This window comes from Jiangella rhizosphaerae, from assembly GCF_003579925.1.
In the GTDB taxonomy this organism is placed as follows: domain Bacteria; phylum Actinomycetota; class Actinomycetes; order Jiangellales; family Jiangellaceae; genus Jiangella; species Jiangella rhizosphaerae.
Genome location: NZ_QUAL01000118.1, coordinates 1 through 13,195, shown reverse-complemented (window position 1 = coordinate 13,195; position 13,195 = coordinate 1). Strand labels below are relative to the sequence as shown.

The window sequence follows — 13,195 nt, the reverse complement described above, 5'->3', positions numbered from 1 at the left end:
CGGCCGGCGCGGTCTCGGCCACCTCGGCGAACAGCTCCGCCGACCCCGCCTCCGCGGCGACGGCCACGAGCCCGGCCAGCCCGGCCAGTCCCGCGAGCCCGGCGTCGGCCACGTCGGCGACTTCCCCCGCCGACCCCGCCTCCGCGGCGACGGCCACGAGCCCGGCCAGCCCGGCCAGTCCCGCGAGCCCGGCGTCGGCGAACAGCGCCTCGTCGGCCGGCTGACGTCGGTTCTCCGGGCCCCTTCGGTCGGTCGGATCGCGGCGTCGGCCTGGGTGTGAACGTCGGGCCGTCCCCCTGCTGCCCGATTGTCTTGGCCGCGGGCAGCTATCAGGGGGACGGGGAAAGAGCGGCGACGGCTGCCCCGGGCGTCGGCCCAGTGTCGGTGTGCGTGTGGTGTCGTGGGGCGTCCACGTGGTGAGATTCGCCGGCGATTCGAGGGCCATCACTAGGAGAAATCGTGTCGCACTACGCCTGCAATCGTGGTGACGCTCGGGTGATCGTGGTGACGTTTGCGACCGTTGATGATCATCGCACTCCCAGCCCGACAAACGGGGCGAAACTGGCACGAGGACTGCACAGTGCCCGGATCGGGGCGTTCGCCCCGGTGTCGGTGTGAGTTTAGTGCCGCTGGGCGTCCACCTGGTGAGATTTCACCGCGATTCTTGGGCCGCCCACCAGGCGTTCTCCCGCTCTGCTAGGCATGCATGGGTGGTAGAGCGGGAGAACGCCTAGTGTCGTGGACGATCGCCGATGATCATCGCTGTCCACAGCGCGACAAACAGGGCGAAACGGGCACGGCAACGTCGAGGCGTGCCCACATCCTCCCCGTCCCCCGGATAGCTGCCCGTTCTTGGCCGCGCAGCCGCGGGTCAAGTCCAAGCGCCCCAACCACAGCGAAGCCCCACCACAACGCGCGCGGACTTGAGGCGCGGATGCGCGGCTAAGAAAATGGGCAGCAGGGGGACGGCCAACGTTCACCGAGCCGACGAGAAGCCCGAGCCGAACCCTGGATCAGAGAGTCGAGGCCGGCTCACGGGGCGGGCGGCGGGCCGTCGCCGTCGGCGTCGGGGCTGACGAGGCGGTAGCCGATGCCGCGCACCGTCATGAAGCGGTCGCTGCCGAGCTTGCGCCGCAGGTAGCGCACGTACACGTCGACGACGTTGGAGCCGGGGTCGAAGTCGTAGCCCCAGACGCGGCTCAGCAGCTGCTCCCGGCTGAGCACCTGGCCCGGGTGCCGCAGGAACGTCTCGGCCAGCGAGAACTCGCGCGCCGACAGCTCCACCGTCCGCCCGTCGACCGTCGCCCGCCGGGTGCGCAGGTCCAGCGACAGCCCGCCGTGGTGCAGGACCATCGCCTCGGGGGCGCGGTCCTCGCGCAGCCGCAGCCGGATGCGGGCCAGCAGCTCCTCGAACCGGAACGGCTTGGCCATGTAGTCGTCGGCGCCGCCCTCGAGGCCGGCAACGGTGTCGGTGATGGAGTCGCGAGCGGTGAGGATGATCACCGGGAGCTCGTTGCGGGCCTCGCGCAGCTGCCGCAGCACCGAGAACCCGTCGATGATCGGCAGCCCGATGTCGAGGATGACGAGGTCGAACCCGCCGGTCATCGCGTAGTCGAAGGCGCCGCGCCCGTCGCCGACCACGGTGGGCGTCATGCCGGCGGCGCGCAGCCCCTTCTCGATGAACGCCGCGATGCGGGGCTCGTCCTCGGCGATCAGGATCCTGCTCATCTACGCTTCCTCCTCCACGAGGTCGTCGGCCGCCGCGGCGCCGGCGAGTGGCAGCGCGATGGTGAAGATCGCGCCCTCGCCGGGCCGGCTGTCGACGGTGACGGTGCCGCGATGCGCCTCGGCGATCGCGCGGACGATGGCCAGTCCGAGGCCGGAGCCCTCGATGCCGCGGCCGACGTCGGCACGGGCGAACCGGTCGAAGATGCGCTCGAGGTCGTCGGCGGCGATGCCGGCGCCGCTGTCGCGCACCCACAGCCGCACCTCGTCGCCGGTGAGCTGGCTCCCGACGGCGATGACGTCGCCCGGCGCGGTGAACTTCACCGCGTTCGAGATCAGCTGCAGCAGCGCCTGGGTGATGCGCTGCTGGTCCAGCGGCACGGTCGCCGAGACCCGCGCGTCGACCCGCCACTGCCGGTCGGCCAGGGCCCGGGCCTTGTCGAGGACCTCGTCGACGAGCCGGTCCAGCTCGACGGGGCGGGGGTGGACGAAGTCGGGCCGCTTGGCCTTCGCCAGCATGACGAGGTCGTCGACCATGCGGCGCATGCGGTCCAGCTCGTCCATGGCCAGGACGCGGACCTCCTCGACGTCGGCGGGATCGGCGGAGTCCATGAGCTCGAGGTGGCCGCGGATGATGGTGATCGGCGTGCGCAGCTCGTGCCCGGCGTCGTCGAGGGCGTCGCGCTGGCCGGCGAAGGCGATCTCCAGCCGGTCGAGCATGTCGTTGAAGGTGCGTGCCAGCACGGAGATGTCGTCGGTCCCGGTGACGGGGATGCGGCCGGACAGGTCGGTGTCGCTGATCCGCTGGGCGGTGTCGCGCAGCAGCCGGATCGGACGGAGCAGCCGGCCGGCGACCAGCCAGCCGACGGCGCCGACCATGGCCAGCGACGCGAGCGCGACGACGGCGAACGTCTGGTACGCGTCGACGACCTCGGCCTGCTCCATCTCGCGGGCGTAGGCGATGACGTAGAGCCCCTGCGCCGGGTCGCCCGGAACGGTGACCGGCACAGTCACGTAGCGCAGCGTTCCGAGCTCCTCGGTGTCGGCCGACCGCGGCCGCACCCGGGTGCTGCCGCCCTGCTGGGCGACCATCTCCACGAACTCCGGGTCTGCTTCCAGCCGGACGTTGACGCCGGAGGCGGCCTCCCAGGCGATGCGGCCGTCGACGAGCGCGAGCAGGCCCTCGTCGCGGTCGGGGACGTTGCGTGTCATGACGACCTCGAGGAACCGGTCGACCGTGGTGAACTCGCCGCCCGTCGCCGGATCGATGCTGTCGTCGGCGAACTCGCGCAGCTCCTCGACCTCCTGGGCGAGGTTCTCGTCGATGCGGGCGTCGACCCGCTCACGCTGCACGAGGAACGACGTCACGCCGGCCACCAGCATGCCCACCGCCGCGACTCCCAGTACCGCGGCCAGCACCCGTGTCCGTACGGCGACCCGGACCCGCACTCCCCCGGCCGCATCACGCGCCTGGCTCAGTCGTCATCATCCCCGTCGTCGCCGACGTCGTCGTCGTCATCGTCACCGTCGTCGTCGCCGGGATCGGGCCGCACCGGCGGGGGCGGGTCGACGGGCTGACCGCCGCCTCCGGCGCCGCCCGAGGTCGGCGGGTCAGGCGTGGGGGCCGGCGTCGGGGTGGGGGTTGGCGTCGGCGTCTCGGTCGCCGTCGACGGCGCCCGCGTCGGCTCGCCGCCGCCCGGGCCGGACGTGGAGCTGGACGGGCCGACCTCGACCGGCTCGCCGAAGTCGTCGCCGGTCGACGGCGCCGCCAGCAGGGCGCCCACGCCGAAGATCCCGGCGGCCACGACCGCCAGCGCGCTGATGGTGAGGGCGGCCGCCGACTTCATGGAGAGCATCGTCGGCTCACCGCACGAGACGATGATGAGGCGCGGATGAGAGAACTCTCATCCGCCGCGAGGCCGGCCCCCGTCGGCACTGCGTGGTTCATCCCCGGCAGTCTGCCACCGACACAGCCTCAGCGCAGCCGCGTCACCTCGGCCGTCACCCCGAGGGGCGGGGCAGCGGAACCGTCCAGACCCAGCCCTCGGCCAGCAGTTCCCCCTCGGGCATCGCCTCCGGGTCGTCCGGCCAGCCCGGCCAGCGCGACCCGCCCCAGAGGAACACCAGCCTGCCGTCCGCGGTGTCCGCGAACGCGGCCGACTGGCCCTGAACGTGGTCGTCGACCGGCAGATCGGGCACCCTCGTCCAGGTCAGCGTGGGAACGTCGAGAGCGCAGGCGCCGGAGACGATCGTCCGCTCGCCGGTGAGGTCGCCGACGGGGATCATGAACCCGTCGAGGGGGTCGCGGTGGGCGCGTTCAGGCAGCTCCGACCACGCACCGGTGGTGGGGTCGAGGATGCCGCCGTAGGGGATGTCGCGGCCCCAGTTGTTCACCTCGCCGCCGTCGGCCGACTCCTCCAGCGCGCTGACCAGCAGGTCGCCGACGCGGCGGAAGCCGTACCCGCTGACGACGTCGCCGTCGGGCAGCTCCGTCCAGGTGCCGGCCGCGAGGTCGAACCTCGCCGCGCGGACGACCGGCGGGTCGACGCCGGGGTTCGGCACGAGATCGCCGGCCAGCAGCACGGCGCCGTCGTCGGTGCCGATGAGCCGGCGGTCGAACGACGGGCCGAGCGGGTCGGCCGGCAACGCCGACCAGGCGTCGGATGCCGGGTCGTAGACGAGGTCGGCGGGCAGCGGGTCGAGCGGCTCCAGCGACCCGCCGGTGTCGTCCTCGTGCGAACCGCGGTAGGCGACGACCCGGTCGCCGGCCACCGTCAGCGACACCCAGTCGGAGCCGGGCGGCGGCGTCAGCTCGGCCCAGCCGTCCGCGGCGGCGTCATAGGCCTGGAAGGTCCTGGTGGTCGTCCCGTCCTGGGTGAGGATCGTGGTCAGCACGTAGACGGTGTCGCCCACGACGGCAGCGGTGTCCACGCCCCCGCCGACCGGCCCCGGCGCGTCGGCGATGGGCGTCCAGGCGTCCGCCGCGGGATCGTAGGCCGCGCCGTCGCGCAGCGGCTCCGGCGGCGCGACGCAGTCCGCGTTCGGCGGGCAGGGCGGCCCGTCGCTGCCGCCGATGACCAGGATCCTCTCGCCGACGATGACCGCCAGCGGCGCCTCGCGCGGGCTCAGCGGCGCCTCCGCGACCCTCGTCCACCCGCCGCCGTCCGCGGACTCAGGCCGCGCCGGCGTCTCACCGCACCCCGCCGCGACCAGGACGAGCAGCCCCGTCGCGGCCACACCCCGTGTCCGTGGCCCCCTCATGGAGCTTGGACGTCGTCACGGCGTCAGCGGTTCTCCCTGCGGATCACCAGCTTGAGGCCGGACCACACCTCGTCGATCGCGCACACCTTCACGTCGACCAGGCCGCGCGGCAACGCCACCTCGCGCACGACGTCCTCCGTCAGGTCCGTCGGGACCTTGCTGGCCCGTTTCGGCCAGGCCACCCAGACGGCTCCGTCGCGCTCGATGCGGGCCTCGTGGGCGGGCAGCTCGCGCTCGAGCGCCGCCCGGTCGCGCGTGAACGCGACGACGACGTCGTACGGGCCGCCGCCCGCGCGGTGCTCGACGACGACACCGTCGGGCAGGCCCTCGAGCTCGAAGCCGCCGGGCACCCCGTCGAGCAGGACCCGGTGCCCGGCCTTGATGCCGAGCTTGCGTACCAGCGGCGTGCCGGAATACCCCGTGGTCACGGCAGGCCGAGCTCGTCGGCGAACAGGTCGTAGCCCACGAACGAGACGATGTCGAGGATGGAGTGCGCGACCACCAGCGGCATCACCCGCCCGGTGCGGTGGTAGAAGTACGCGAACACGACGCCCATCAGCGCGTTGCCGATGGCCATGCCGTACCCCTGGTACAGGTGGTACGAGCCGCGCAGCACCGCGCTCGTCGCGATGATCGCCGGCAGCTCCCAGCCCAGCTGCCTCAGCCGCGTCATCAGGAACCCGACGACGATGACCTCCTCGACCACCGCGTTCTGCAGCGCCGACAGGATGAGCACGGGCACCGTCCACCAGTAGGCGTTCAGCGTGCTCGGCTGGATCGACACGTTCATGTCCAGGGCGTGCCCGAGGAAGTAGATGCCCAGCCCCGGCAGCCCGATGACCACCGACAGCCCGACGCCGAGCAGCAGGTCGCGGCGCGGCTGGGCGAGGTCGAACCCGATGCGCCGCCACGCCGACCGCCCCGGCCCGGACAGCAGGTACAGCGCCAACGCCACCGGCACGAGCGCGAACCCGATGGACAGCACCTGGTAGGCGAGGTCGAGGTACTCGCGGGTGCTGCGCGACGCGTTCAGCGTGGCGGTCTGCTCGCTCAGCCGCTCGGGACGGGTGAGCCGGGCGATGAGGCTGACGATCGCGTAGACGGCGGACTGCCCCAGCGACAGCCCGAGGACGATCCAGAGCTCGGCGGTCAGCCGCCGCCGCGACGTCGTCTCCGTCCCGGCCGCGGGCAGGTCCTGGGTCACCACCGTTCGAGCGTAGCGGCGATCCCTGAGCGTGGCCTTAACACGCAACCGATATCCGGAGTGACCATCGATATATAGCTGACCTCAGGATATCGTGTGGGTAAGGAGGTAGACCATGACGAAGACGCTCCTCGACTTGGACGAAGCTCTGCTCGATGAAGCCACCCACGCTCTCGGCACGACCACCAAGAAGGACACCGTCACCGAAGCATTGCGGCTGGCCGTTGAGCAGAGCAGAGCCCGACGCCTCGCCGCGCTCGAGAGCCTGCAACGCATCGCCGACGACGGAGGCTTCGACTTCGACCGGCTCGACGAGCTCGACGAGTGAAGTACCTCATCGACACCAGTGCCCTGGTCCGCGTCCTCAGGCGGCAGGTGACTCCCGAGTGGCACGACCTGGTCAGCCGCGGACTGGTCGCTGTCTGCGAACCGGTTCTGATCGAATGCCTGGCCATCGCCAACGCCAAGAGCTACGAACAGGTCGAGGACGACCTCCGCGCCGCTTACCCCTGGGTGCCGGTTCCGGACGATGCTTGGGAATCCGTCCGCGTGCTTCGGCAGCAGCTCGCCGCCCGCAGCGCCCATCAGGGGCTGTCTGTCGCCGATCATCTCGTGGTCGCAACCGCTCTGCATCACCGGCTCACCGTCCTTCACGAGGATGCCGACTTCGAGACGGTCGCGCGGATGGTGCCGCAGCTGGCCCAGGTCCGGGTCAGTCATCCGCCCGGGTGAGGACGCGAACCGGCCCCGGCGCGGGCTCATGCGCGCCGGGGCCGGGGGCCTGCGGTGACGGGGTCAGCGGCGGGCCCGCTTCAGGCCGGCCCACTGCAGGACGGCGAAGAGGGCGACCAGCCCGGCCTGCAGCAGGATCCACACCCTCCCGGCGGCGGTCGGGTCAAACCAGCCGGCCGCGGCGACGATCACGCTGTCGACCGCCCAGACGGCGTTGAGGACGAGGATCGCGCCCACCCAGAGGACGGGCGCCTCCCGCCGCGTCGACACGGTGAAGACCAGCGCGCCGACGACGACCAGGAACGCCCCCGCTGGGTAGAGCAGCGCGGTCGGCAGGCCCAGGTGGTCGCCCACCCACCCGGCCGCGAGCACGTACACCAGACCGTTCAGCGCCGTCGCGATGCCGTCCAGCTCCAGCGTCCAGCGCAGCAGCGGCGTCTCGCGGATCCGGGCGACGGCGGGGGTACGGGTGACGGTGTCAGCCGCCATGATGACCAGCTCCTTCGTGATGTCGTTCGGACACCACGACCGTCGCCCGGACAGCACTGCCAACCACAGACCAGGCACTGCCAAGTACTGCCAGTTCAGCCTCTCCGGGTCCGCAGATCGTGCGCGACGACCCGGGCGGCGGCGTTCTGCCAGTTGTAGAGCGTGCGCTCGGGGACGTACCGGCGCAGCCAGTCGAACGCCCGCCGCGAGGTGTCGTCGAGGCCGCTGAGATCGGGCTGCCGGCGGTACGGGCGGATCCCGGCGACGTACGGGAAGTAGAGCGCGTTGAAGTACCGCCACTCCTCGCTGGTGCCGAACTCCGCATCGCGGGGGCGCAGCCGCTCGATGCACTCCAGCAGCAGCGCCTTCAGCTCGGTCGCCCGGTCCAGCGGGTGGCCCTCGCGACCGCCCAGCCGCGCGTCGACGGCGGGCAGCGCGAGCAGCGGGCTGGACACCAGCTTGCCGAGGTCGCCGTAGTTGCGCAGCGCGTCGCGGACCAGCCGGGTGAACGCGTCGTCGTCGAGGGCGTCGAGGTGGTGGCGTTCGTCCCGGCGGGGCAGCGCGTCGGACGCGTCGCGCAGCTCCGCCCGCGACTCCCGCAGCGCCGGCGCGCCGGCGAAGGCGAGCCGGTCGACGGCGGCCTGGACCGCGCTGGCCAGCGTCACGACGGCGATCGCGGCGCCCACGACGCCGAAGGCGAGCACCCGCAGCGCGTCGCCGGCACCGTCGCCGCCGCCCGCGCGGTCGTCCCCCGACGCCAGCGCGACCAGCCCGACCTGCCCGCCGAACACCACCGCGGCCAGCAGCGCCCCGACGGCGGAACGGCGCAGGTCCGCGCCCAGCGCCTCACCCGCCTCCAGCGCGTTCGTCACCGCGACGACGACGCCGAGCACGACGAGGTCGACCCCGACGGCCGCGAGCACGAGGCCGTCGGGCACCCAGCCCAGCGGCACCAGCACCGCTACGGCACCCAGCGCGAACAGCAGCGTCGCCAGCACGACGACGCCCTGCCGCAGCGCCGACGAGTCGCCCGACGAGCCGGACGGCCCGCCCGCGCCGCCGGCCGCCGTCCGCGCCCTCAGCACCAGCCACAGCGCCGCGGCCAGCGGCAGCAGCACGAGCACCGCCGTCAGCGGCTCCCATCCGCCGCCCACGATCGCGGCCGCCGCCAGCTCCGCCACGCCCAGCGGAAGCACCGTCCAGCGCCACACCCGCTCGGCCGGCGCCCGCCACGGCGCGCCGTCGGGCAGCAGCGCCAGCAGGACGCCGGTCCAGATCAGCGCCGGCAGTCCCGCGAACACGTACCCCAGTGCGTCGACGACGGTCCCGTCGAACGGCGCCAGCGCCAGGGCCAGCGCGTACGAGACCAGACCCAGCCCGGCGCGGCGCATCGCGGGGTCGGCGGGGTCGCGGCCGGCCAGGTAGAGCCCGAGCCACCACGCGACGGAGAACGCCGCGACCGCCAACACCAGCACGAGAGGAGGCTAGCGCCGACGGATACGGTGGGGATGGCCCGGTGTTCCGACGCCGTACACCTCGGCTTCCTCTGACGGTGACGACGAAGGGTGTGTGATCGGATCCATGAGCGACGCGGACCACGAGCACCGGCACGGCCACCACGCCGACGTCGGCAGCGGCGACGAGGTGAGCCGGCGCGACGTCCTCGCGGGCGCCGCCGGCGGGCTGATCCTGGCCGCCGCCTCCGGCACGACGGCGTCCGGCAGCGCCGCCGCCGAGGTCACCCGCACCGCGTCGGGTGCGCCCGGCGCCGAGCGGGCCTCCCGCATCACCCGCGGCCGCACGCTCGTCCACGCCGACCTGCACAACCACACGCTGCTCTCCGACGGTTCCGGCGACCCCGCGCTGGCCTACGAGTCCATGCGCTCCGCGGGACTCGACGTCGCCGCGCTCACCGACCACGCGACGCTGTCCGACGGCGTGCTGAGCATCCTCGACCCGCTGCTCCCCGACGGCGTCAACCAGATCACCGGGCTGAGCCGCGGCGGCTGGCGGCGCACCCGCGAGCTGGCCGACGCCGCCGACGAGCCGGGCGTGTTCACGGCGATCCGCGGGTTCGAGTGGACGAACCCGCTGCTCGGCCACGTCAACGTGTGGTTCACCGACGCCTACACCGACGTGCTCGACGCGACGCTGATGGGCGGCTTCTACCGCTGGCTCACCCGCGATGACGGCTTCCTCGGCCTCGGCGACGGTGGCGCCGACGGCCTGGCCGGGTTCAACCACCCGGGCCGCGAGCCCGGCCGCTTCAACGACTTCCGGTACGAGCCGAAGGCGCACGACCAGCTGGTCAGCCTCGAGATGTTCAACCGCTACGACGACTACCTCTTCGAGGGCTGGGCCAAGGGCGTCAGCTCACCGCTGGTGACCTGCCTGAACGCCGGCTGGCGGCCCGGCCTGTCCGGCGTCACCGACGAGCACGGCACCGACTGGGGCTTCCCTGAGGGCAAGGGCCGCACCGGGATGTGGGTCACCGAGAACACCCGCCAGGCCGTCTTCCAGGCGATGACGGAGCGGCGATTCTTCGCCACCCGCGTCTCCGGCCTGCGGCTCGACGCCACGGCCGACGGCGCGCCGATGGGCGGGTCGATCCGGCGCTCCGGCGGCGACATCCGCTTCGCCGTCGACCTCGACCGCGGCCCGGAGTGGGACGGCAGACGGCTGGACATCCAGGTGCTGCGGCCCGGCGAGGGCGTCCCGTCGGTCGCCGACGTCGTCGAGGCCGCGGCCGGCCGCGTCACCCGGTTCACCGTCCCCCTCGACGCCGGCGACGGCGACTGGGTCGTCCTGCGCGTCTCCGACCCGTCCCAGCCGAACGGGACGCCGGGGCCTGACGGCCACCCCTGCAACGACTTCGGGATCGCCTACTCCAGCCCCTGGTGGTTCGACCCGGCCTGAACGTCCGCGCCGTCACACCCGCCCCGCCCGCCCCAACGCGCCGCCCACCCAAAGTGGGGTGGACGAAGCGAGCGCTGGCGGCGAGAGGACTTCACCGCACCGATGCCGCACGTTCATTCCGGCATTGACCGTAAGTCGGGACGATCGTGATGTGATCCGGGCACCCCCACACCTTCCGGAGGTCGCCCGTGCCCGCTTCGCCGTCCACCCTCGACCGCCGCCGGTTCCTCGCGCTGACCGGCGGCGGCGTGCTGACGTTCACCGCCGCGCTGGCCGGGTTCTCAGCCGCGCCGGTCCGCGCCAACCCGGTGTTCCGCGAGAACCCGTTCACGCTCGGCGTCGCCTCGGGCGACCCGCTGCCGGACGGCGTCGTGCTGTGGACGCGGCTGGCGCCGGACCCGCTGGCGGCCGACGGCAGCGGCGGGATGGGCGACCGGACGGTCCCGGTGCAGTGGCAGATCGCCCGCGACCCGCGGTTCCGCGACGTCGAACGCGAAGGCACCGTCCGCGCGACGCCGGAGCTGGCGCACTCGGTGCACGCGGAGGTCGGCGGGCTGGAGCCCGGCCGCGACTACTGGTACCGGTTCCGCGCCGGCCGCGAGCTGAGCCCCGTCGGACACACCCGCACCGCCCCGGCCGCCGGCGCCCGCCCCGAGCAGCTGCGCTTCGCCTACGCCAGCTGCCAGAACTACGCCGACGGCTACTTCACCGCGCACCGCCACCTCGCCGAGGAGGACGTGGACCTCGTCGTGCACCTGGGCGACTACATCTACGAGGGCGCGAACGTCGGCAGCATCGGCCGCGCCCACCTGCCCGCCGTCGAGTGCTTCTCGCTGAGCGACTACCGCATCCGCTACGGCCAGTACAAGAGCGACCCGGACCTGCAGGCCGCGCACGCCGCCGCGCCGTGGGTCGTGGTGCTCGACGACCACGAGATCGACAACAACTGGGCCGACGACGTCGACGGCGGCGGCGTGGGCGGCGAGGTGTTCCGGGCCCGGCGGATCGCGGCACTCAAGGCGTACTACGAGCACATGCCGCTGCGCCGCGCGTCGATGCCGGTCGGCCCGGACATGCAGCTCTACCGGCGGCTGCGCTACGGCACGCTGGCCGACTTCAACGTCGTCGACACCCGCCAGTACCGCGACGACCAGGCCTGCGGCGACGGCCGGCAGATCGACTGCGCCGACCGGCTCGACCCGGCCCGCACCATGCTCGGCGACACGCAGGAGGCGTGGCTGCTGGACGGGCTGTCGGGCTCGCGGGCGACGTGGAAGGTGATGGCGAACCAGATCTTCATGATGCAGGCCGACCACGAGGCGGGACCGGTTCAGGCGTTCGGCATGGACACCTGGGACGGCTACGCCGCGGCCCGGACCCGGCTGCTCGACGGCGTGCGCGAGCGCGGCGTCGACAATTTCGTCGTCATCACCGGCGACGCGCACCGCAGCGTCGCCGCCGACCTCAAGGCGAACTTCGACGACCCCGGCTCGGCCACCGTCGGCACCGAGTTCCTCGCCACGTCGCTCAGCGCCGGCGGCGACGGCGCCGACCAGGACGCGCTCGGCGGCGTCTGGCTGGCCGAGAACCCGCACATGAAGTTCCACAACGTCCAGCGCGGCTACGCCACCTGCACGCTGACGCCGGACGCCTGGCGCACCGACTACCGGGTGGTCCCGTACGTGCGCCGGCCCGACGCGCCGGTCACCACCCGCGCCAGCGTCCACGTCCAGGCCGGCGTCCCCGGCATCGCCCAGGTCTCCTCCTGAATGATCACGTTCACCACCCATTCACGTGCCACACCAGGCCTGCAGAGGCCTCGTGAAGCAGAAATTCGGGTGGTGAACGTGATCATTCCGGCCAGGTCAGTCGTCGAGGCCGCGGGCCTGCAGGGCCTCGCCCATCGCGTCGGCGTGCCGCAGCACGCCGACGACGAGGGGCACGGCGAACGCGCGGACGCTGCGCTCGCGGCCCCGGGCCCAGCGGGCCTCGCGGATCCGCCCGGCGATGCCGGCGACGACGGGGACGCTGCGCAGGGCCAGCGACATCAGCAGCGACACCCGCGCCGGCTCCACGCCGAACCGCCGCAGCGGCGACAGCGCCCGCTCCAAAGCGGCCATCAGCTCCGTCGTCCGGGTCGTCAACGTGACCAGCGCGGCCAGCGCGACCGCGAGCACCAGCCGCGCCGTCAACGCGACCGCCGTCGGGACGTCGGCGATCAGCACCTGGACCACGACCAGCACGACGACCAGCCACCGCAGTGGGCGCAGCTGTCCCCACGCCGCCCGCACGCCCATCCCGGCCAGCGCGTACGCACCCACCACGACCATCGTCGCGACGCCCACGAGCACCAGCGACCGCGCGAACACCAGCGCCGTACACGCGACGGCCAGCACCGCCAGCTTCAGCCCGGCCGGCGCCCGGTGCACCACCGAACGGCCGGGCACGTAGGCGCCGGTCAGCAGGCTCACCGGACCACCTCGAACAACCCCGCCACGCCCATGCCCCCGCCGATCGCCGCCGTCGCCAGCCCGAGCGTCCCCGCCGGCGCGCCACCGCGGACCAGCCGGGAGAACAGCCGCACGACGACGACGGCGCCGCTGGCGCCCCAGGGGTGGCCCAGCGCCAGCGCTCCTCCGTCGGCGCAGACGAGCCCCGTGTCGCGGCCGAGCGGGTCCAGCCCGAGCGCGTCGGTGACCGCCAGGACCTGCCCGGCGAACGCCTCGACGATCTCCACCGCGGCGACGTCGCGGAGCGAGACCCGCGCGGCGGCCAGCACGCGATGCACGGCCGGCACCGGGCCCCAGCCGGGCAGCCGCGGGTCGCAGCCGACGACGGCGCCCGCGACCAGCCGCAGCCCGGGCCGGC

13 protein-coding genes and 1 pseudogene are annotated in these 13,195 nt (G+C 73.3%); 4 read left to right on the top strand and 10 right to left on the bottom strand.

Going from position 1 to position 13,195, the window contains the following annotated elements; translation table 11 throughout:
- Positions 1-1,032 precede the first annotated feature (1,032 nt).
- The 6 genes from DY240_RS12220 to DY240_RS12195 form a co-directional block, all read right to left on the bottom strand.
- Positions 1,033-1,728 carry a response regulator transcription factor gene (locus DY240_RS12220; RefSeq protein WP_119660157.1) on the bottom strand — a complete coding sequence of 232 codons (696 nt, stop codon included), beginning with the start codon at positions 1,726-1,728 and terminating at the stop codon, positions 1,033-1,035.
- Positions 1,729-3,144, bottom strand: a complete 1,416-nt coding sequence (locus DY240_RS12215) for a sensor histidine kinase (RefSeq protein ID WP_199701374.1) — start codon at positions 3,142-3,144, stop codon at positions 1,729-1,731.
- A gap of 56 nt (positions 3,145-3,200) precedes the next feature.
- Positions 3,201-3,572, bottom strand: a complete 372-nt coding sequence (locus DY240_RS33695; protein WP_119660156.1) for a hypothetical protein — start codon at positions 3,570-3,572, stop codon at positions 3,201-3,203.
- Between the two features lie 154 nt (positions 3,573-3,726).
- The gene (locus DY240_RS12205; protein WP_158602830.1) at positions 3,727-4,962 is read right to left on the bottom strand and encodes a Kelch repeat-containing protein; all 1,236 of its coding nucleotides are present in this window, start codon (positions 4,960-4,962) and stop codon (positions 3,727-3,729) included.
- Between the two features lie 47 nt (positions 4,963-5,009).
- Positions 5,010-5,414 carry a DUF3052 family protein gene (locus DY240_RS12200; RefSeq protein WP_119660154.1) on the bottom strand — a complete coding sequence of 135 codons (405 nt, stop codon included), beginning with the start codon at positions 5,412-5,414 and terminating at the stop codon, positions 5,010-5,012.
- Entirely contained in the window at positions 5,411-6,190 is a 780-nt protein-coding gene (locus DY240_RS12195; protein WP_407659311.1) for a CPBP family intramembrane glutamic endopeptidase, read from the bottom strand. The genes DY240_RS12200 and DY240_RS12195 overlap by 4 nt, the downstream gene beginning before the upstream one ends.
- 115 nt (positions 6,191-6,305) lie before the next feature.
- Here DY240_RS12195 and DY240_RS12190 point away from each other — a divergent pair, with 115 nt between their 5' ends.
- Complete coding sequence (locus DY240_RS12190) at positions 6,306-6,518, top strand: type II toxin-antitoxin system VapB family antitoxin (protein WP_119660153.1); 213 nt, start codon at positions 6,306-6,308, stop codon at positions 6,516-6,518.
- On the top strand, positions 6,515-6,922 hold the full coding sequence (locus tag DY240_RS12185; protein ID WP_119660152.1) for a PIN domain-containing protein: 408 nt from the start codon (positions 6,515-6,517) through the stop codon (positions 6,920-6,922). Before DY240_RS12190 ends, DY240_RS12185 begins: the two co-directional genes overlap by 4 nt.
- Before the next feature lie 63 nt (positions 6,923-6,985).
- Here the strand turns inward: DY240_RS12185 and DY240_RS12180 are convergent, their stop codons facing one another.
- Together DY240_RS12180 and DY240_RS12175 are read right to left on the bottom strand one after the other, a co-directional pair.
- Complete coding sequence (locus DY240_RS12180; protein ID WP_119660159.1) at positions 6,986-7,411, bottom strand: hypothetical protein; 426 nt, start codon at positions 7,409-7,411, stop codon at positions 6,986-6,988.
- A gap of 95 nt (positions 7,412-7,506) precedes the next feature.
- Positions 7,507-8,886, bottom strand: coding sequence for a hypothetical protein (locus tag DY240_RS12175; RefSeq protein WP_119660151.1), 1,380 nt, complete (start codon positions 8,884-8,886; stop codon positions 7,507-7,509).
- A gap of 106 nt (positions 8,887-8,992) precedes the next feature.
- Here DY240_RS12175 and DY240_RS12170 point away from each other — a divergent pair, with 106 nt between their 5' ends.
- Both DY240_RS12170 and DY240_RS12165 read left to right on the top strand, forming a co-directional pair.
- Positions 8,993-10,327 (top strand): CehA/McbA family metallohydrolase, encoded by a 1,335-nt coding sequence (locus DY240_RS12170; protein WP_119660150.1) that lies wholly within the window; start codon positions 8,993-8,995, stop codon positions 10,325-10,327.
- 188 nt (positions 10,328-10,515) lie between these two features.
- Positions 10,516-12,096 (top strand): alkaline phosphatase D family protein, encoded by a 1,581-nt coding sequence (locus DY240_RS12165; protein ID WP_119660149.1) that lies wholly within the window; start codon positions 10,516-10,518, stop codon positions 12,094-12,096.
- A gap of 96 nt (positions 12,097-12,192) precedes the next feature.
- Here the strand turns inward: DY240_RS12165 and DY240_RS12160 are convergent, their stop codons facing one another.
- The gene (locus DY240_RS12160; protein WP_199701370.1) at positions 12,193-12,798 is read right to left on the bottom strand and encodes an energy-coupling factor transporter transmembrane component T family protein; all 606 of its coding nucleotides are present in this window, start codon (positions 12,796-12,798) and stop codon (positions 12,193-12,195) included.
- Positions 12,795-13,195: pseudogene (locus DY240_RS12155) on the bottom strand (acetyl-CoA C-acyltransferase); the annotation flags it as partial. The pseudogene DY240_RS12155 and the gene DY240_RS12160, both read right to left, overlap by 4 nt.